Below are 19,251 nucleotides of genomic sequence, written 5' to 3'. Positions count from 1 at the left end.
TCAATGATGTAGAGATCATTACAAAATCTGGAGCGAGGCGGGGAATCCCGTCTCCTGGATCGATACCTAATCGGCTTGGCGTCGCAGGCCAAGCCAGCAGGGAAGCGCGTGGAAAGTTTGGCGGGACGCCAGACACGATGTAGCCGATGGGCGCTCGAGCCGGAAAAAGAGGCCTTCTAGGCACTAGACGGGGTGACCGAGAGAGACTGCAAAGGGCACGCGAGGGAGGCGAACTCGGTCGCAGGCCCCTTCCGCCCGGGTCGATCTCCAGCAGGATTTCCGGCAATTGGCCACCGGGGTGCCACTCGAAGAGCGCGCACCGCAGGGCGTCAACCGGCGCCTCCGGCTTCTTCGCCACAAGCGCGTCAATGTGGATCGCACTATCGATTCTCAGTTCCCCACGCAGGGCGGCGTCGCGTAACCTGGCAGCAAGCCCCTCGTCCAAGTGTGCAAGCACGGGCTCCAGGAATACCTTGGTATCCTGCGGCAGTTTGAGGTGGCCATAGAAGTGATTGCGGCGGGCCCGCCAATCCCCAGTGGAAATCAGCAGTGCTGCCTGGCTTCGGAAGGCAAAGCTGTGGTCAGCTATTTGCCTAGGTCGATAACGAGCAACGGCGCATGGCGACGCTTGCGTCTTCAAGCGACACGGCTAGCGCTCCGCGGACTTCCGGCCCGAGGGCAAGGTCAAGACACGTCCAGCCGGAAATGGTTGTGCCGTTATGCGAAGCACACCAGCGGCCCTCGCCGCGTAGCAAGTCGTCTTCCGTCGTATAGGCGTTCGGCTCGCCGGAGAGACCCATGCCGAGCGCCTTCAGCAGCGCTTCCTTTCGGGTCCAGATACTGAGCAGGGTTGCAGCCGAATCGGGTCGTGTCGCGTCAAGCACCTCCTCCTCGATCGGAGAGAATATCCCGCGTCCAATGCCCGCAACGTCTACGCCGTCGATCCGCCGCTCCACGTCCACGCCGACGCGGCAATCCCATGCGAAAGCGAGCAGCGTCATCCCGTGAGTGTGGGAAACACTGAATGCGAGCCTTCCAGCGTGCGGCCACTGCAAGGCGGGCTTGCCGAACGGCGTAACACTAAAGCGCAGGGATTCGGGTTTGCAGGTCAGATAGCCGCCGATCAGCCAGCGCAGAAGGCTCCGCCGGGCAATGAAGTCATTGCGATTCATTTCGTGTCTATAGGCTCGGGCACGCTGTCGCTCATCCGGCGCAAGCGTGTGGGCGAGCGCCGAACATGCGGGTTCGATAAGAGCGTCATTCAGTACCCACACATGCACGGCTCTTTTCGACAATGAGAGGCGGCTCGGATCAGGCAGAAATAGAGACGCGGTACATCCCACGCTCGGTGCGGTGACAATATCGTGGTGCATGCCGTTCGATCCCCGCTCACGCCTTGCGGCGCCTCATGAAACACGCCCGCCGCGTCACGCGTTTGCCAACCCCTCGTCCAGTAGCGCCGCGACGACCTGCAAGTTCGGTTCGACGAGCATATCGCCATGGCCGCTGGGCACTTCGGCAATCATCAAGCCGCCGCGCGCGACACGCCGCCACAGCGATATCGGATCGCCCCAATTCTGGTGTCGAATCGCCGCGCGCACATAGACAATCTGGCCCGCGTGATACGGCTGCGGCCGGTAGGTCGTCGTTGCTTGTCTCATCGTTTCGCGCACGCGCCGAAGCGCAGGCGGCAACGATTCGGTGAAGGGGTCTGGCCGGCGCGTCATGCGCCCGAGGCTCATCCCCACGCGATCGGCCGCCTTCCCGAGCATGTACGTCAGGTAACCGAAAGCGCGTACGGTCCGCCCGGCTGCACGGTGCGCATCTGTTCGATGTAGCTGGCCGCCATGTCTTCGACGCACCGCTGTGTCGGCTGCTCGCCATCAAGGCCTCGTGCCTGCAGTCCATAGACCGGCCGCGGACTACGCAGCGCGCAGACCAGCCCCCAGCATTCCATCACCGAGCCGCTCAAGCCATGCACGAGGAATAGCGGCGTCCCGGTGCCGGCGCGCACGGGCACGAGGATCGGCGGCGGCGGCGGCGGTGCGCCCTCGTCGATCGCCGCGGCGAGGCGCGCGATCGTCGGCGCGATCAGCAGCGTCGCGAGCGGAATCGTGCGCCCGGTCGACTGATGCACGTCGGCGAGCAACCGCGCTGCGAGCAGCGAATGACCACCCAGTTCGAAGAAGTTGTCGTCGCGACCGATCGGTGCGAAGTCGAACAACTTCTCCCACAGCACCTGCAAATGACGTTCTAGTTGTTCGCGGGACTCGCCGGCGGGTGGCACTTCGCGCGCCGCCAGGTTCAGTGCCGGATGGTTCCGGATCGAATCGAGGCAACCGGGATTGCGTAACGCCGCGGCATTGCCGACCGGCAAGCCGTTGACCGCATTGCGTGCGGCCGCTTCGGACAGCTTTCCGCTATGCGTGATCGGCAACTCATTCACGGCGATGATTCGGTCGGGCACGTGCGTGGGCGACGCACGACGTGCGAGGTCGCGGCGCACTCGGGTGGCCAGCGCGCCAGTCAGCGCGACACCATCCTGCAAGACCAGCAGCAGCACGATGCGCTGGTCGTACCTTTCCGCGTGCGTGTCGTCAGGCGGCGCGGCGCGTGACCGCTGCTCGACCACCAGCGCCTCGCGAATTTCCCGGATATCGCTCAGCACACGATAGATTTCGCCCGGACCAACGTTGATGCCGCGAACATTCAGTACGCCATCGGAACGGCCATGCAGCCGCGCAGCACCTTCCGGCGAGAATTCGATGCGATCGCCGTGCGTCCAGACACCTGCGTTGCTGGTGAAATAGGCAGCGTGAAACCCCTTGCCGTCCGTGTCGCCAAAAAAGCCGAGCGGACGTGACGGAAACGGATTCGCGCAGACCAGTTCGCCGATTCGGCTGGTGCGGACACCCTGCTCCCACGTCTGAACATCGAGCGCAAGGCTCTTGCATTGGGCTTCCCCCGCATAGATCGGCAGGTTCGGATTCCCCAGCACAAAGCAGCCGAGAATGTCCGTGCCGCCCGAGATTGACTGCAGGGGCAGCGGCTTCACGTGATCGCGCACCCATTCGAACTGCGCGTCGAACAGCACCGCACCGGTCGACATCATCGCGCGTAGTGCGCCGAGATCGAATTGCCGCCCTGGCACCAGGCCCGCGTCCTCGCACATCTTCAGGTAAGCGGGACTTGTGCCGAACACGGTGACGCGCTCGTCGGCGACGAGGCGCCACAGCGCATCGACTGTCGAGATCGGACCGTCATACGTAACGATTTCGGCCCCGGACGCGAGCGCCGACAACTGCCAGTTCCACATCATCCACGCGCAGGAGGTGTGAAAGTACAATCGATCGCCGGGCCGCAGGTCGCAGTGCAGCCGATGCTCCTTCAGATGCTCGAGCAGGCTGCCGCCGGCGCCGTGCACGATGCACTTCGGCTTGCCGGTAGTGCCCGACGAGAACATGATGAAAAGCGGATGATTAAACGGGAAGCGCCGCCACACGAAGCTCCCGGCATCGCCGCTGTCGATCAGTTCGCCAAGCGAATAGACCTGCTGCATGACGGTGCCCGGCAAGGTTCCGTCGTCGAGCCGGACGACGCCCTGCAGCGACGGCAACGCAGCAGCCAGATCGGCGACATTATCTGCAAGCGACCTGCCCGTGTCGAACGCCTGCTCCGCAGTGTGCGCGAACAGCAGCCGCGGCGCTAGCGGCGCGAAGCGATCGAGGATCGTCTCGACGCTCATTTCGGCCGCAGCGGTCGACAGCGTTGCACCGAGCGCGGTGACGGCCAGCGCGGCAACGACCGCATCCGCGTCGTTGCGCATCACACCAACCACGCGATCCCCATCGCGCAGCCCCAACTTCGAAAGAGCATGCGCGAGACGAGCTACTCGATTGCGCAGTTCGCCGCGGGTCAGGCGTACACGTCGGCCATCTGCGTGACATGCGGTCAGCGCAGGTGTGTCGGGCGCCGCTACCGCCAGGCCAAGCAGGTTGTCCGCGTAGTTTAGCTTGAGCTGCGGGAAGAAGCGTGCATGCTCGCACTCGTCGCCGACGCAGACCGGCTCGGTGCTGCCGGACCACGCGAGCCCCTGCGACCATTGAACGAAGCATTGCCAGAACGTCCGGTACTCCCGTACCGAGAAATCGTGTAGCGTATCGTAGTTATTGAAGACTTGGCCGGTGTATGCCTGCAGGGCCGCGGTAAACACGGTCAATTGCGATGCCGCAGCGCGCTCGGGCGTGCTGCTATAAATGGGCACGCGTCCCATGGTCACGCCGGGGCGGAACGACGCGTCGAACAGGTAAGAGCGATCCATCCAATGCTCCACGGAGACCGGCACACACCGTTCAATGCAACGGCGTGTTCTGACGCTCCAGACTAGTGACTCGCTATTTTTTGCTCTGTGCGAAATCGCACGAACTATTGCCGAACCACGGGCAACGACCCGCCAGCCGGCGTAGACATTACCGGGGCTTCTCGTATCAACAAGTTCGTGACCCGGGGCGGCTTCGCTGAAACAGCAAGGCGCCATCACAACGCCGAGTGAGTCACTAGTTCGGAATCCGTCTCAATGCCAGCGGAGACGGCCCAGAGTTGTGGCGAGGCACGATCTTCCACATTTGCCAAGGTGAGCAGTTCATTGCTTGGGCGGAGGGCCTGGAGATTGGCGATATCGTCGAGATTTCGCGGCCAGAGATTGCCGAGATCATCAGGCACGATAGCGATCCCGGTTCTATCTCCCCTCTTGCGGCAACGCCCCAGTGCCATCACTGCGCAACTGGGGCGTTGGGACGTTTGACCCCTCTTGGGCCGTCCAAGTCAGCGAGCCGCTGACAACTTCAGATTAAGTGACGCGATCGCGATAACTTCTGTGCGTGGCACCACATACGCGCAGATAGTTGGTTGAGCGAGGCTTGAACAGCTTGCGCCGACGCGTTCCCCCTCCTAGGGCCGAGAGGCCTCCGACGCTACGCGCCTGCAGCTAGCCGAACGCAAGGCAGTCGAGCGCGCCAAGGGCCAGCTGATGAAGGAGCGCGGCATGACCGAGGATGAGGCCTACAAGCGGCTTCAGACCATGGCGATGGAGCGAGGCATCAAGGTCGTCGAGCCTGCCTGGAGCGTCATTGATTTGATTAATTGACCGCTTCGCTACTTGGCTCCCGCTTTGGCGCGCCCGCCACCTTAGGTGCCCGACACGCGTTGACCGCAGCACCACTTTTAAATGATAATGCGTCGCATTCTAATATTAATTACAACGCATTACAGGGATATGAGCCTAAATCTTCACCCCGTGCAACGTGCCGTTCTTGCGGTATTCGCCTGCCAGCCGATGCTTGCTGGCATCGCCTATTCACAAGAGGCCGGCCAGCCCGTTGCCGCTCAGAGCTTGCCGGAGATCATCGTCAAGGCCGATGCCGGCCGCGAGCTGGGCGCCGGCTATAACCCGCCTAATGCGGTCAGCGCGACCAAGACCGAAGCCCCGCTGCGCGACATTCCGCAGACCGTCAACGTGGTGACGGCCGACGTCATGCGCGACCAGCACGCCAACTCGATGCAGGATGCGCTGAAGAACGTACCGGGTGTGTCGTTTTCCACCGGGGACGGGCAGCGCGACCAGGTCTCGATCCGCGGCTTCAGCGCGATCGCCGACCAGTTTGTTGATGGCATCCGCGACGATGCGCTGTACTTCCGCGACCTGTCCAACGTCGACCGCGTCGAAGTCATCAAGGGGCCCGCGGCGGTGCTATACGGGCGCGGCTCGTCGGGTGGCCTGATCAACCGCGTGACCAAGAAGCCGGGGCTCGACGTGACTGACTTCGCCCTCAGCTACGGTATGTGGGCCGACCGCCGCGCCGAGGCCGACGTGGGCCGCGTGTTCGCCGACGGCGCCGCCGCTTTCCGCGTCACGGGCGCCGTGGAGAAAGCAAACAGCTACCGCTCGCAGCAGTTCCTTGACCGCGCGGCCGTCGCGCCGTCGCTGGAACTGCGTATCGCACCGCAGACCACCGTGCTGCTGCAGGCCGACTACCTTGAAGACCGCCGCGTGACCGACTTCGGTATCCCGGCATACAAGGGTCGGCCGGTCGACGTGCCGGCATCGCGGTACTACGGCGCGGCCAATGCGCGCGACGCCGACTACTCCCAGTCCCGCGTATACTCTGGCACGGCCACGATCAACCATCGCTTCAATGACGACTGGTCGATCCGCAACGCCACGCGGTACTACCACTACTCGCTCGACCGCAATAACACGCTGACCAGCTCGGTCAACGAGGTGACCCAGCGGCTGACGATGTCGCACTCCAACGTCTACCGCGAGGAACACGGCTGGTTCAACCAGACCGACCTGACGCAGAAGGCGACGATCTTCGGCACGAAGCACGAGATCCTTTATGGCATGGAGATCGGCCAGCAGAACAAGGACCTGGTCAACTTTACCAGGGCCGTGCCGGGCACCTTCGATCTGTTCAACCCGGTACTGCCGACGCTGCCGCGCCTGGTTGGCGGCACACCAGCTACGAGCAACCTGGCTATCGCTAAGACCCTGGCGTTCTACACGCAGGACATGATCACCTTCACCGAGCAGTGGAAGGCGCTGTTCGGCGTGCGTTACGACAATTTCCAGCAGGACACGATACAGCGCCTAGCCGGCCAGCCAAATCTGTCGCGCACCGACAACGCCTGGAGCCCCCGCGCGGGCCTGGTCTGGCAGCCGTCGAAGGCGCAGTCGTACTACGTGTCATGGAGCCGGTCGTTCCAGCCGTCGGGCGAAACCTTCGCGCTGGCGGCCAACAACACTGAACTGGCCCCCGAGAAGACCAACAATACCGAGGTCGGCGCCAAGTACGACTGGCTCGACGGCAAGGCGAGCACGACGATCTCGGTGTTCCGGCTCGAGCGGACCAATATGAAGATCGCAAATGCCACCGGCACGGCGTTGATCCCGGTTGGCGAGCAGCGCACGGACGGCGCGGAACTGAGCGCCGCCGCCGAGCTCGGCAGCGGCTGGCGCGTGCTAGCCGGCTATGCCTACCTGGACGCCGAGGTCACCAAGTCGACAGCCGCCTTCCAGGGCAAGCGCGCGACGCTCACGCCGCGCCATTCCGGCAACTTCTGGCTGACCAAGACGCTGGGCTATGGCTTTGGCGTCGGCGGCGGACTGAATATGGTGGGCCCGCGGATGGCCGATCAGGCCAACACGGTCACGCTGCCGGGCTACGTCACGGCGGACATGATGGCTTGGTATCGTCACGGACCGTTCGAGGCGCAGTTGAACCTTTACAACCTGTTCAACAAGAGCTATATCGTGTCGGCGCACGGTTCGAACGCGAACCTGAACATGCCGGGTGCACCACGTAGTGTGATGGCGACTATCCGCTATCGCATGTAAGAACCCGTTTGAAAATTCGCCGCAGATGTGTTCTAACGTTCGGATGTGGAAAAAAGAACGTCGAGAGCGGCAGGCAAGCATGGCGGCGAAGACAAAGCGGTATCCGAGCGATCTGACGGACGTGGAATGGGCTGCGATGGAGGGACTGCTGCCGAAGCCCGCACAGCGGGGGCGGCGCAGGAAGGCTGATCTGCGGGAGGTCATCAACGCCTTGCGATACCTGGTGCGCTCGGGGTGTGGCTGGCGCATGCTACCCAAGGACTTTCCGGGCTGGCAAACGGTGTACTGGTGGTTTCGCCGACTGATGTGCCGGTTCCTGTTCCAGACGCTACATGACGTAGTGCTGATGCTCGATAGGGAGTTGGAAGGCAGGCAGCCCCGCCCAAGCGCGGGCGTGGTGGATAGCCGCCACGCAGAATCGCTCATCCTTGAATTATCAAACGGGCTCTAAATGCAATATTCCTGACAGGCCCGTGGTGGCGCGTCCTGGGAGCTTGGCAGACAACGTGGACCTTCAGTTTGAACATAGAACTATGACGGAACCGATCCAGGCTCGCGCTGACCAGCAGGTGCGTAACGCCGTGGTGCGCGGCGGTACTGGATCGGCGAAACCCCCCGTGCCAACTTGAAGGCACGACTGAACGAAAATTCCGACCTATAGCCAACGCGCGAGGCAATCTCGCCAAGTCGCAACTCGGTTTCCTCCAACAGTTGCGCGGCAATGCCCATGCGCCAGCGCGTCAGATATTGGTGTGGTGGCTCGCCGACCAAGGCGCAGAAGTTGCGGGCTAAAGCAGCACGCGACAAGCGAGCTTCTTTGGCGAGTTCCTCCAGTGTCCATGCACGGTCGGGTGCTTCGTGTATAAGCGCGAGAACCCGTGTCATCTGCGGCGAGCGCAAAGCTGAAAACCAGTCGTTCGCCGCTGGAGAAGTCGCATCGGCCCAACCGCGCATGAAGTATACGAACAGGGATGAGAGCAGGTTGCGCACCACGATATGGTTGCCGAAGTTCGACGTCTCCACTTCGTGACGCAGCATGCGCAGCGTATCGCTCAGTGATGAGCTGCCAGGTTCCATTCCGGCGCGCAACGCCACGACTTGAGGCAATGCCCGCAGAGCAGGAAGCGCCAGGTGCTGATCCATGTTGAACTGACCGCAAATCAACGTGGTGGCGTTTGGATTGCTGTCGAGAACGCCATCGCGCTGGGCGAGGAAGGATTCGAGCGGTATGGCTCGGCCGCGCTTTGAATACGCCACTTCATGCGCATGGCCACGCGGAAACATGACCATTTCACCAGCCTGCAACTCGATGGTTGCCGCATCGGCTTGGCGGACGAACACCAAGCCGTCGGCCCGAACTGCTTTCAACCAACCATTCAATGCGTCCATCACCTCATGTTAACATGAATGAGACGAATTGATATGCTTTAGCGAATTATCGACATGGCTAATCTCCTTCGCGGCTGATTCAATACAGTTCACCACAACCAAGAGGTGAACCCATGAATAGAGATCGCATCCAAGCCGCAATCGACACCATCTACGCGCGCATCTTCAACCAAGGCGAGTCCGAGTTGCTGCCAGGCCTGGTTGCCGGCCCGTATATCCAGCACAACCCGCTGTTTCCGGATGGCACCGATTTCATCGCCGGCTACATCAAGCAGGTTGGCAAGGTGCCGTGCGAAGTCAAGCGCATTGCGATCGACGGCGACCTGGCTTTCATCCACGTGCGCTACCTGGACTGGGGCGGCAAGGAAACCGCAGGCGTAGACATCTTCCGCTTCGATGCCAATGGAAAGATCGTCGAGCACTGGGACGTACTGCAACCGGTGCCGGAAACGGCCAACAACACGAACACGATGTTCTGAGTGGGAATATGGCGGTGGCACAGACCAATCCATACGCGCTGGCCTTGAACGCAACGCCGCCAATTTCGTTGCCTTTTTACCGCGGTCTTTCATCGAACGCACGGCGCTGGTGTATCCACAGAGACTTGCCCTGATCTATGGCAGGCGCCGCCGAACATGGGGTAATCGTACTTTTCGTCCATGTATGGACTCGACGCCTTTTGCAAGCTTCTTGTTCGTGATGTCGAAACGGTCTGCATGCATGTATTCGGCTTGCACTTGGACGATAGCCGAAGCACGCCCGCAGCCTCGATGAGATCCGCGCACCCCGTCCTTGGCAAAATCGCGGCTCGTCGAAAACGGCAGCCGGCACAAAAAACAGGCTTCAGGCGTCAGTCTTGCTTTTCACGTATCTGAGCACCGCTCGCGCACCGTGAATCAGCGATGTGCGCAAGTAGGTGTCGCCACGCCGGCTGATGCCCTGTGGGCGTGATTTGCCTCCGGACGAGTATTGCCGTGGCACGAGACCCAGCCAGGCGGCAAGATGCCGACCATTCCGGAATTGTGTGGCATCACCGATTGATGCGACGATCGCCGTGGCGGTAATCGGACCGATGCCGGGCACCTCGGCGATCTTCTTGCACAACGCAGACTGCTTCATGAACGTCTGGATCGAAGCTTCGATGAGGTGAACCATTGGCTTCGCTTCCAGTGGCTCCTAGCTAAGCTAACCCTTCCGGCCCTCTCCTCCTGAGGGGTCCCTGAGGGGGAGAGGGAGCGAAAGGCGTCGTCATGGCGGGCAGTTTTGGCGCATCCTGTCGGCTTCGACCAATACCGCAGGTTTGTCAGCAAGCTGAGGCAGCCCGCCACTGGGCTGCCTGCTTTCAGCTCGGGACCACCCCAAAAGCATGCAATAGCGTCTCCGCGGAAGACGACGCCCCCGCTCAGTGTTTGTACTTAGTTGCATCCATCAACAAATTCTCAGAGAATCTATTGTCGATTTCTACTTATTTCTTATCCTTCCATGTCGTCTCCTGATCATCCCATCCTCGAGTACCTGTCGTTCCGGTTGGACCGGCTGAGCGAGTTGAGCAAAGCGACGGGATCCAAGTACTACGAAAAAGAGTTCGGCGTCACGGTGCGGGATTTGCGCGTGCTGCGCCTGGTTGCCTTGGAACCAGGGCTGACACTAAGCCGGCTTATCGAGCTGTCCTTGCTCGAAAAGACGTTGGTGTCAAAGATCGTCAGCGCCCTTGTCAAGCAGGGATTCCTGTACCGTCAAATCGGCGAACTCGATGCCCGGCAGATCAATCTGTTCCTGAGTCCCGAGGGCAAAAGCATGGTGAAGCGGACCTACGAGCGCGGCAACACGCTCGAAGAGACTTTCCTTGCCACCCTGACCGAGTCGGAGCTCAAGACCTTTAACCGCTGCATCGACAAGCTGACGGACGCGCTCGAACGCCACGCGAAGAGCGCCGGCAGCGCCAAGCCGAGGCGGGCCGCATAGATTCGTCAATCCCCAGGAGGGGTATCCATGTTCTATCCATTATTGAGAGGATTCGCAGCGGTTGCCCTGCTCGCCGCCGCTGCGGGCACTGCAGTCGCGCAGGAGCCGGTCAAGACATTGCGCGCGGTGCCGACCTCGGATCTCAAGGTACTCGATCCGATCTGGACCACCGCCACCATTTCGCAAAACCATGGCTACATGATCTACGACACGCTGTTCGGCCTGGATGCGCAAGGCAAGGTACAGCCGCAAATGGTGGATAAGTTCACGGTCAGCAAAGACAACCTGGCCTGGGCGTTCACGCTTCGCCCGGGCCTGGCGTTTCACGACGGCAAGCCGGTAACAGGTGATGACGTCGTTGCCTCCCTCTCGCGATGGGCCAAGCGCGATCCGCTCGGCCAGCGCATGTTCGCCGCGCTGGAAACGATCGAGGCCGTGCCTCCCAACGGATTCCGGCTTGTCTTCCGCCAGCCGTTCCCACTGGTGCTGGATGCCCTGGCCAAGCCGAACACCAGTGCGCCGTTTGTCATGCCCAAGCGCGTAGCCGATACGCCGGCCGACAAACAGATCGACGACTACACCGGGTCCGGTCCCTTCATCTTCAAGAAGGACGAGTTCCGTCCCGGCGAGAAAGTGGTCTATGCCAGGAACCCGCGATATCAGCCACGGCAGGAGCCGCCGTCGGGCACGGCGGGCGGCAAGCGGGTCTATGTGGACCGCGTCGAATGGGTCATCCTCAAGGACGAGCAGACGCAGGTCAACGCGCTGCTGAACGGCGAGGTGGACATGGTCGAACTCTTGCCGTCCGGGCAATACGACGCGCTAAAGAAGAATCCAGCGGTGGAGCTACTGAAGATGGCGGGCGGCATGGCGACCCTGCACCTGAACCATCTCATCGCACCATTCAATGATCCGCGTATCGCGCGGGCTGCGCTCCTTGCCATCAACCAGGAAGCGATGATGCGCGCACAGGGGCTGCATCGCGAACTCTACAGCACCTGTATCTCCGTTTACCCCTGCGGCACGTTGTATGCAAGCCAGAACGCCGGCGACTTTACCGGCAAGCCACAGTTCGAGAAGCGGCAAGCCACAGTTCGAGAAGGCGAGGCAGTTGCTCAAGGAAGCCGGCTACAACGGCAAGCCGGTGGTGCTGCTCCATCCTTCCGACCTTGCCTCGCTCAACAAGTACCCGATCGTCTACGCCCAGTTGCTGAAGCAGGCCGGTTTCAATGTCGACCTCCAGACCATGGATTGGTCCACGCTGATCACGCGTCGGGCGAAGAAGGATCCGGCAGACAAAGGCGGATGGAATGCCTTCATCAGCGTGTGGCCGGAGGCCACGCTGCTCAACCCGATGTTCATGTCCTTCCTGACCGGAACCGGAGAGAAAGGATGGTTTGGCTGGGCGACCGACGACAAGCTGGAGGCGCTGAAGTCGGCGTTCTCTGCGACCCCCGATCCGGCGGAGCGCAAGCGCCTGGCGGAAGCGATTCAATTGCGCGTCTATGAAACCGGCCTGATGGCGCCGATCGGCCGGGGCTACCTGACGACGGCAGTGCGCAAGGGCGTCGTGGACGGCGTCGTGCCGGCACCGGCGTTCGTGTACTGGAACATCCGCAAGCACTGAACCGCCTTCCCGGACACCGCGCCTTGCAAGCGCGATTCTCTTCAATGCACTCCGCGTAGCGGCCCCTCCGGGCGCCGCCACGCGCAACGATCTGAGTCGACCATGGCTTCCTTTGTGTTGCGTCGCATGCTCGCGACGTTGCCCGTCCTCGCGATCGTGGCGCTCATTGTCTTCCTTATGCTGAGACTGACGCCGGGAGATCCTGCGGCGGTGATCGTCGGCGACGCCGGCAGCGCTACCGATATCGCTCGAGTCCGACTGCAGCTTGGGCTGGACCAGTCGCTTGTCCGGCAGTTCCTCGCGTGGGCCGCGCAGCTTGCTCAAGGCAACCTTGGCGAGTCGTTCTACCTGAAGCGCGGCGTTGGCGAGCTGATCCTGCAGCGCCTGGAACCGACTGTCTCGCTCGCGGGCGTGACGATCGCGCTGGCGGTGCTGATCTCGGTGCCGCTCGGCGTGCTCGCCGCGTGGCGCCACGGGGGCCTGCTGGACCGGTGCCTGATGAGCTTCTCGGTCCTCGGGTTCTCGATTCCCGTGTTCGTGGTCGGCTATCTGATGATCTGGCTCTTCGCGCTCAAGCTCGGCTGGCTACCCGTGCAGGGATACATCCGCGTCTCGGAGGGGCTTGGTGACTGGCTGCGGCAACTGGTAGCGCCGGCCATCACGCTGTCTATCGTATACATCGCCCTGATCGCGCGGGTGACGCGCGCCGCGGTTGCCGAGGCGCTGACCGAGGACCACGTGCGCACGGCCCGCGCCAAGGGCATCCCCGAATATCGCGTGCTGATCCGGCACGCCTTGTCCAATGCGGCGGTCCCCATTGTCACGGTGATCGGCCTAGGCATCGCGCTGCTTGTCGGCGGCGTGGTCGTCACCGAAACGGTGTTCGCCATCCCCGGCCTGGGCGCGCTGACCGTGGAGGCAGTCCTCTCGCGCGATTATCCGGTGATCCAGGGCGTGACGCTGTTCTTCTCCTTCGTCTACGTGCTGGTCAATCTCCTGGTCGATCTCAGCTACGTGTTCTTCGATCCACGCATCCGCTACTGAACCATCGAGACGCCGACATGTCCTCCAATCTGCTTTCGAGCCAGCCGCAGGCCTTGCCCGTATCAGCTTATGGCGGCCAAGCCTGATGACGGTGATCTTTGCCATCACGGTGCCCGAGATTCCCCGCGTCGCGCGGCTGGTGCGCTCGGTGGTGCTGACGGTGCGGGAAGAGCCCTATGTGGAGGCCGCCATTGCGCTCGACAGCACCCTGCCGGCGCTGATGTTCCGGCACATCCTGCCCAACGCCGTCGCGCCGCTGATCGTGCAGGGCACATACGTCTGCGCGGCGGCGATGCTGGTGGAGGCAAGCATGTCGTTCCTGGGCATCGGGCTGCCGCCAGAGATCCCGACCTGGGGCAACGTCATGTCCGAAGGACGGTCGCAATTCAACAGCTTCCCCCACACGGTATTGCTGCCGGGCGTTTTCCTCGCGGTGTGCGTGCTGGCCGTCAACATGCTGGGCGACGGACTGCGCGACACCCTCGACCCTAAATTCAGCAAGCGAGGGAGATGAGCCATGCAGACCAGGAACCAGACGGCAGCCGCGTCCCCCACGCCAGTGCTGGCGGTACGGGATCTTTCCATCGCACTGCCTGCCGGCGGTGACCGGCCGCAAGCGGTGCGGCATATCAGTTTTGAGGTGGCGCCGGGCCGCATCGTGTGCCTGCTTGGCGAATCCGGGTCCGGCAAGTCGGTGATCGCCCATGCCGTCATGGGACTCCTGCCACCCGCGCTCAAGCCGGCCGGCGGCAGTATCGAACTGCTCGGCGAAAACCTGTTGGTGATCTTCCAGGAGCCGATGACCGCGCTCAACCCGCTCTACACGATCGGCAACCAGATCGTGGAGACGCTGGCGCTGCATGAGGGCCTGGACCGGCGCGCGGCGCGCGAGCGCGCTGTCGCGCTGCTGGAGCGCACGGGCATCAGCGATGCGGCGCACCGGTTTGATAGCTTCCCGCACCAGCTCTCGGGCGGGCAGCGCCAGCGCGTGATCGCGATCCTGGTCATCGCGACCGTGAACTTCCTGCTGATCCGGGCCGCGCCGGGAGACCCCGTCTCCGTGATGGCCGGCGAGGCCGGGGCATCCGATCCGCAGTTCGTGGCGCAGTTGCGCACGCAGTTCGGGCTGGACAAACCGGTGCCGGAGCAGCTTGCCACCTACCTCGGCCACGTGGTGCACCTGGACCTGGGCTACTCGTACCGGCAGCAGCAGCCGGTGCTTGACCTGATCCTGCAGCGCCTGCCCGCCACGCTGATCCTGACCGGCAGCGCCTTCCTGCTCTCGGTGCTGTTCGGCGTGGTGCTGGGAGCGTGGGCGAGCCGGCGCGCGGGGAGCTGGGTGGATAACGCCATCACACTCTTCGCCCTGGTGTTCTACGCAACCCCCTTGTACTGGCTGGCGATGATGGCGGTGCTGCTGTTCTCGGTAAAGCTCGACTGGCTGCCCGGCTTTGGCTACTTCACCGTGGGGGCGGACCTGCACGGCCTGGCGCTGGTGTTCGACATCGCCTCGCACCTGGTGCTGCCCGCGCTCACGCTGGCGCTGTTCTACATGGCGGTGTATGCCCGCATGACGCGCGCCTCGATGCTGGAGGTGGCGCAGATGGATTTCGTCAAGACCGCGCGCGCAAAGGGGGTGCGGCCTGGGCGCATCCAGCGCGCCCACATCCTGCGCAACGCCTTGCTGCCGGTGGTGACGCTGGCTGGCATCCAGGCCGGCGGCATGATTGGCGGCGCGGTGCTGACCGAGACGGTGTTCGCCTGGCCCGGCATTGGCCGCCTGATGTTCGACGCCCTGCTGCAGCGTGACTACAACCTGCTGCTGGGCTGCTTCCTGGTCACCGCGGCCATGGCCGTGTTGTTCAACCTGTTGACCGACTTTGTGTACACGCTGGTCGACCCGCGGATCGAGATGCAATGAAAAACACTTTCTGGCGGCGGTTCTGCCGCAACAAGGCGGCCGTGCTCGGCATGGTGGTACTGGCGGGCTTTGCCGTGCTCGCGCTGTTCGGGCCGTGGATGGCCGGGCATGATCCCTGGGACATGGTGCAGCAGCCGTTCCTGCAGCCGATGCAGGAGCCCGGCTTTGCCATGGGCACCGACACCATGGGACGCGACATCCTGGCTGGCCTCATCCACGGTGCGCGCATCTCGCTGTTGATCGGCGTGGTGTCCACCGTGGTCTCGCTGCTGATCGGCGTGACGCTGGGCGCCATCTCGGGCTACTTCGGCGGCTGGATCGATGCGGCGCTGATGCGCTTCACCGAGCTGTTCCAGGCGGTGCCGAGCTTTGCGCTGGCGCTGGTGCTGGTGGCGATCTTCGAGCCGTCCATCGGCTCCATCGTGGCGGCCATCGCCATCGTGTCCTGGCCGCCGGTGGCGCGCCTGGTGCGCAGCGAGTTCCTCACGCTGCGCCAGCGCGACTTTGTGCAGGCCGCGAAGCTCGCCGGGCAGTCGACACCGCGCATCATCCTGTCGCAGATCCTGCCCAATGCCAGCTCGCCCATCGTCGTCATGGCCTCGCTGATGGTGGCGACCGCCATCCTGCTGGAATCCAGCCTGAGCTTTCTCGGGCTGGGCGACCCGAACCACATGAGCTGGGGCTATATGGTGGGCTCGGCGCGCACCGTGCTGCGCCAGGCCTGGTGGATGGCCGTGTTCCCCGGCACCGCCATCCTGCTGACCGTGCTGGCGCTCAATATGGTGGGCGAAGGCCTGAACGACGCGCTGAACGCGCGCCTTGGCGGGAGTGGACGATGAGCACGCCGGTACTAGAGATCCAGGACCTGAGCATCCGCCTGCCGGCGGGCGGCGATCGCGACCTGGCGGTGCAGGGCGCCTCGCTGACGCTGGAGGCTGGCCAGACGCTGTGCGTGGTGGGCGAGTCCGGCTCCGGCAAGTCCATGATCGCCAATGCGGTGATGGGCCTGCTGCCGCGGCCCCATGTGGAGCCGGTTGCCGGGCGCATCCTGTTCGAGGGCCAGGACCTGCTGCAACTGGATGACGACGCCATGCGCGAGCTGCGCGGGCAGAAGATCGGCATGGTGTTCCAGGAACCCATGACGGCGCTCAACCCGGTGATGCGCATCGGCGACCAGATCGCCGAGGTGTTCGACGCGCACCAGCGGCTGGGCGCGGCCGAGAAGCGCAAGCGCATCGTGGCGGCGCTGGCCGATGTGGGCCTGCCCGATCCAGAGCTGCTGTACGACAGCTACCCTTTCCGCCTGTCGGGCGGGCAACGCCAGCGCGTGATGATCGCGTGCGCCATGGCGCTGGAGCCGCGCCTGCTGATTGCCGACGAGCCAACCACCGCGCTCGACGTGACAACGCAGGCGCAGATCCTTGCGCTGATCCGCGAGCTGCAACAGCGGCGCGGCATGGCCGTGCTGTTCATCACGCACGATTTCGGCGTGGTGTCCGAGATCGCCGACCAGGTGGTGGTGATGCAGACCGGCACCATCGTCGAAACCGGGCCGGCGGCGCGCGTGCTGACCGATCCGCGGCACCCCTATACCCGCAAGCTGATCGGCGCCATTCCCGGCGGCCATCTGCGCCAGCCGCCCGTGCAGGTGGAGGTCAACCGGGTGCTGCAGGTGCAGGACCTGTGCAAGACCTACCGCACCGGCGGCAGCCTGCTGCGGCGCGGGCGCGAGGTGCAGGCCGCGCGCAACGTGAACCTTGAGCTGCTGCGCGGGCAGACGCTCGGCATCGTGGGCGAATCGGGCTCCGGCAAATCGACGGTCGCACGGTGCATCGCGCGCCTGATCGAACCCTCCGCGGGAGAGATATGGGCGCAGGGCCGATCAATGAGCAAGGCGGCACGGCGCGAAGTATCCGATTTCCGGCGCTCGGTGCAGGTGGTGTTCCAGGACCCCTATCGGTCCCTGAACCCCCGGCGCACGGTTGGCGCATCGATTGTCGAAGGGCCGCTGAACTTCGGGGTGCCCGCAGGCGAAGCCTGGGCCCGTGCGGAGGAGCTCATGCATCTGGTGCGGCTGAAGCCCGATGCGCTGCAACGCTATCCCAGTGAGTTCTCGGGCGGCCAGCGGCAACGCATCTGCATCGCTCGCGCGCTCGCCTGCGAACCGAAGGTGTTGATCGCGGATGAGGCAGTCTCGGCGCTCGACGTCTCCGTGCAGGCGCAGATCATTGCGCTGCTTGACGAGATCCAGCAGCGCCTGGACCTGGGCATCCTCTTCATTACCCATGACCTGCGCGTCGCCAGCCAGATCTGCGATAGCGTGATCGTGATGCAGCACGGCCGCATCGTCGAGCAAGGCAGCGCCCGGGATGTCTTTCTTTCGCCCAATCAGCCGTATACGCGAGCCTTGCTCGCCGCCGCCCCCGGCCAGGGCTACGCGTTCGGCGCCGGATGATCCACCCTCCCCTAAGGATGAAACCATGACGACTGCCCTCCATGACCTGAGCGCCACGACGCTGCTCGACCTGTACGCCAGCAAGGCACTATCGCCCGTGGCCGTGACGCAAGCAGTGCTGGCGCGCATGGAAGCCTGGGAGCCGCACATCCAGGCATCCTATGCGCTGGACACCGGGCGCGCGCTAGCGATGGCCCGCGAGTCCGAGGCGCGCTGGCAGCGCGGTACGCCGCAGGGGCCGCTCGACGGCGTGCCGGTGACCATCAAGGAGAACATCGCCACGCAGGGCGTGCCGGTACCATTGGGCTGCGCCGCGACCGAACTGGTGCCCGCAGCCACGGACGCTCCCGTGGCCGCGCGCCTGCGCGAAGCCGGCGCGGTGTGCATCTGCAAGACCACGATGCCGGACCTTGGCATGCTTGGCGCGGCCATGTCCAGCTTCCACCCGCTGACGCGCAACCCATGGAACCTGGGCCGCAATCCGGGCGGATCCAGCTCGGGCGCCGGGGCGGCGGCAGCGGCGGGCTACGGCCCCTTGCATGTGGGCACGGACATCGGCGGCTCGGTGCGCGGGCCGGCCGGATTCTGTGGCATCTTCGGCCTCAAGCCCAGTCTTGGCCGCGTTCCGATCGATCCGCCATATCCCGCGCGCGTTGCCGGCCCGATGACCCGTACCGTGGCGGACGCCGCATTGCTGATGCGCGTCCTGTCGCTGCCCGATGCCCGCGACCACATGAGCCTGCCCTACCAGCCCATCGAGTGGAATCGGCTGGACCGCGAGCTCAAGGGCCTGCGCATCGGCCTGTGGCTCGAACTCGAAAGCGGCATCCGCGTCGATCCGGAGGTACGCGCCGCGGTGGAAAAGGCCGCCAGGACATTTGAATCGGCCGGTGCGATCGTCGAACCCATCTGCCCCTGGATCGCGCCGGGCATGCTGGAAGGCATCGGCAGTTTCTGGGCCATGCGCACACGCATGGATCTTGCCGCCCTGCCCGCGGAGCGGCGCGGCAAGGCCTCTCCCGCCATCCAATGGGCAGTGCAACGCAGCGAGGGCGTCACCGCGGAGCAGTTGTACCGCGCGCATGCGCAGGGGATGGCGCTGCGTGCCGCGACCGTGGCTGCCACGCGCGATTTCGACTATGTGCTCTCACCCGTCTTTCCGCAGCCCGCGTTCGGGGCGGAGCAGACGCACGTGGAGTACGAGGGCGTGGAGCCGATCCATCAGGCGAGCTTCACCATCGTCTACAACTTCTCCGAGCAGCCGGCGGCATCGGTCAATTGCGGGTACTCGGCAGACGGCATGCCTATCGGCCTGCAGATCGCCGGGCGGCGTTTCGACGATCTCGGCGTTCTGCAAATGGCCAAGGCCTGGGAAGCCATGCGTCCCGCACAGCGATCCTGGCCGCAACCGCCACAGGCTGCAGCCTGAGCGCGTCGCCTGACACCGGAACCAC

12 protein-coding genes and 7 pseudogenes are annotated in these 19,251 nt (G+C 63.8%); 14 read left to right on the top strand and 5 right to left on the bottom strand.

Annotation, left to right across the window (positions count from 1 at the left end; all coding sequences use genetic code 11):
- Positions 1-593 precede the first annotated feature (593 nt).
- From OR16_RS27970 to OR16_RS43715, 3 genes and pseudogenes are all read right to left on the bottom strand, one after another.
- Entirely contained in the window at positions 594-1,172 is a 579-nt protein-coding gene (locus tag OR16_RS27970) for a 4'-phosphopantetheinyl transferase family protein (protein WP_006161756.1), read from the bottom strand.
- Between the two features lie 255 nt (positions 1,173-1,427).
- Positions 1,428-4,321: pseudogene (locus OR16_RS27965) on the bottom strand (acetoacetate--CoA ligase).
- A 215-nt stretch (positions 4,322-4,536) separates the two neighbouring features.
- Positions 4,537-4,722: a hypothetical protein gene (locus OR16_RS43715; protein ID WP_141639926.1), complete on the bottom strand. Its 186-nt coding sequence runs from the start codon at positions 4,720-4,722 to the stop codon at positions 4,537-4,539.
- A gap of 235 nt (positions 4,723-4,957) precedes the next feature.
- Here OR16_RS43715 and OR16_RS41895 point away from each other — a divergent pair.
- The 3 genes and pseudogenes from OR16_RS41895 to OR16_RS27955 all read left to right on the top strand — a co-directional run.
- Positions 4,958-5,146 (top strand): annotated as a pseudogene (locus tag OR16_RS41895) (ANTAR domain-containing response regulator); the annotation flags it as partial.
- Positions 5,147-5,275: 129 nt separating this feature from the next.
- Positions 5,276-7,396 (top strand): TonB-dependent receptor, encoded by a 2,121-nt coding sequence (locus OR16_RS27960; RefSeq protein ID WP_043421416.1) that lies wholly within the window; start codon positions 5,276-5,278, stop codon positions 7,394-7,396.
- A 43-nt stretch (positions 7,397-7,439) separates the two neighbouring features.
- A pseudogene (locus tag OR16_RS27955) lies at positions 7,440-7,799 on the top strand (transposase); the annotation flags it as partial.
- A gap of 128 nt (positions 7,800-7,927) precedes the next feature.
- Here OR16_RS27955 and OR16_RS27950 read toward each other — a convergent pair.
- Complete coding sequence (locus OR16_RS27950; protein WP_100227992.1) at positions 7,928-8,785, bottom strand: helix-turn-helix transcriptional regulator; 858 nt, start codon at positions 8,783-8,785, stop codon at positions 7,928-7,930.
- A gap of 113 nt (positions 8,786-8,898) precedes the next feature.
- Between OR16_RS27950 and OR16_RS27945 the strand changes: the two genes are divergently transcribed.
- Complete coding sequence (locus OR16_RS27945) at positions 8,899-9,264, top strand: nuclear transport factor 2 family protein (protein WP_006161747.1); 366 nt, start codon at positions 8,899-8,901, stop codon at positions 9,262-9,264.
- Positions 9,265-9,640: 376 nt separating this feature from the next.
- Here the strand turns inward: OR16_RS27945 and OR16_RS27940 are convergent.
- Positions 9,641-9,916, bottom strand: a pseudogene (locus tag OR16_RS27940) (transposase); the annotation flags it as partial.
- 351 nt (positions 9,917-10,267) lie between these two features.
- Between OR16_RS27940 and OR16_RS27935 the strand changes: the two are divergent.
- From OR16_RS27935 to OR16_RS27900, 10 genes and pseudogenes are all read left to right on the top strand, one after another.
- Complete coding sequence (locus OR16_RS27935; protein WP_043421413.1) at positions 10,268-10,750, top strand: MarR family winged helix-turn-helix transcriptional regulator; 483 nt, start codon at positions 10,268-10,270, stop codon at positions 10,748-10,750.
- A gap of 27 nt (positions 10,751-10,777) precedes the next feature.
- Positions 10,778-11,713, top strand: a pseudogene (locus OR16_RS46465) (ABC transporter substrate-binding protein); the annotation flags it as partial.
- A gap of 67 nt (positions 11,714-11,780) precedes the next feature.
- Positions 11,781-12,080: pseudogene (locus OR16_RS46460) on the top strand (ABC transporter substrate-binding protein); the annotation flags it as partial.
- A 165-nt stretch (positions 12,081-12,245) separates the two neighbouring features.
- On the top strand, positions 12,246-12,377 hold the full coding sequence (locus OR16_RS47435; protein WP_272942880.1) for a hypothetical protein: 132 nt from the start codon (positions 12,246-12,248) through the stop codon (positions 12,375-12,377).
- Between the two features lie 102 nt (positions 12,378-12,479).
- Positions 12,480-13,421: an ABC transporter permease gene (locus OR16_RS27925; protein ID WP_006161743.1), complete on the top strand. Its 942-nt coding sequence runs from the start codon at positions 12,480-12,482 to the stop codon at positions 13,419-13,421.
- 79 nt (positions 13,422-13,500) lie between these two features.
- Positions 13,501-13,935: pseudogene (locus OR16_RS27920) on the top strand (ABC transporter permease); the annotation flags it as partial.
- A gap of 3 nt (positions 13,936-13,938) precedes the next feature.
- Positions 13,939-15,342: an ABC transporter permease subunit gene (locus tag OR16_RS27915; RefSeq protein ID WP_006161741.1), complete on the top strand. Its 1,404-nt coding sequence runs from the start codon at positions 13,939-13,941 to the stop codon at positions 15,340-15,342.
- The gene (locus OR16_RS27910; protein ID WP_006161739.1) at positions 15,339-16,181 is read left to right on the top strand and encodes an ABC transporter permease; all 843 of its coding nucleotides are present in this window, start codon (positions 15,339-15,341) and stop codon (positions 16,179-16,181) included. Before OR16_RS27915 ends, OR16_RS27910 begins: the two co-directional genes overlap by 4 nt.
- Entirely contained in the window at positions 16,178-17,797 is a 1,620-nt protein-coding gene (locus OR16_RS27905; protein ID WP_006161738.1) for an ABC transporter ATP-binding protein, read from the top strand. The genes OR16_RS27910 and OR16_RS27905 overlap by 4 nt, the downstream gene beginning before the upstream one ends.
- A 25-nt stretch (positions 17,798-17,822) precedes the next feature.
- A complete protein-coding gene (locus OR16_RS27900; protein ID WP_006161736.1) occupies positions 17,823-19,226 on the top strand; it encodes an amidase in 1,404 nt (467 codons plus the stop codon).
- The last annotated feature ends 25 nt before the right edge of the window (positions 19,227-19,251 follow it).

This window comes from Cupriavidus basilensis OR16, assembly GCF_000243095.1.
Taxonomy (GTDB): domain Bacteria; phylum Pseudomonadota; class Gammaproteobacteria; order Burkholderiales; family Burkholderiaceae; genus Cupriavidus; species Cupriavidus basilensis_D.
This window is presented reverse-complemented; position numbering and strand designations above follow the sequence as displayed.

Coding starts and splice junctions, on each gene's coding strand:
- OR16_RS27935 (WP_043421413.1), top strand. CDS start 10,268: ATGTCGTCTCCTGATCATCCCATCCTCGAGTACCTGTCGTTCCGGTTG.
- OR16_RS27915 (WP_006161741.1), top strand. CDS start 13,939: ATGCAGACCAGGAACCAGACGGCAGCCGCGTCCCCCACGCCAGTGCTG.
- OR16_RS27900 (WP_006161736.1), top strand. CDS start 17,823: ATGACGACTGCCCTCCATGACCTGAGCGCCACGACGCTGCTCGACCTG.
- OR16_RS27905 (WP_006161738.1), top strand. CDS start 16,178: ATGAGCACGCCGGTACTAGAGATCCAGGACCTGAGCATCCGCCTGCCG.
- OR16_RS27950 (WP_100227992.1), bottom strand. CDS start 8,785: ATGGACGCATTGAATGGTTGGTTGAAAGCAGTTCGGGCCGACGGCTTG.
- OR16_RS27910 (WP_006161739.1), top strand. CDS start 15,339: ATGAAAAACACTTTCTGGCGGCGGTTCTGCCGCAACAAGGCGGCCGTG.
- OR16_RS27970 (WP_006161756.1), bottom strand. CDS start 1,172: ATGAATCGCAATGACTTCATTGCCCGGCGGAGCCTTCTGCGCTGGCTG.
- OR16_RS27960 (WP_043421416.1), top strand. CDS start 5,276: ATGAGCCTAAATCTTCACCCCGTGCAACGTGCCGTTCTTGCGGTATTC.
- OR16_RS27945 (WP_006161747.1), top strand. CDS start 8,899: ATGAATAGAGATCGCATCCAAGCCGCAATCGACACCATCTACGCGCGC.
- OR16_RS27925 (WP_006161743.1), top strand. CDS start 12,480: ATGGCTTCCTTTGTGTTGCGTCGCATGCTCGCGACGTTGCCCGTCCTC.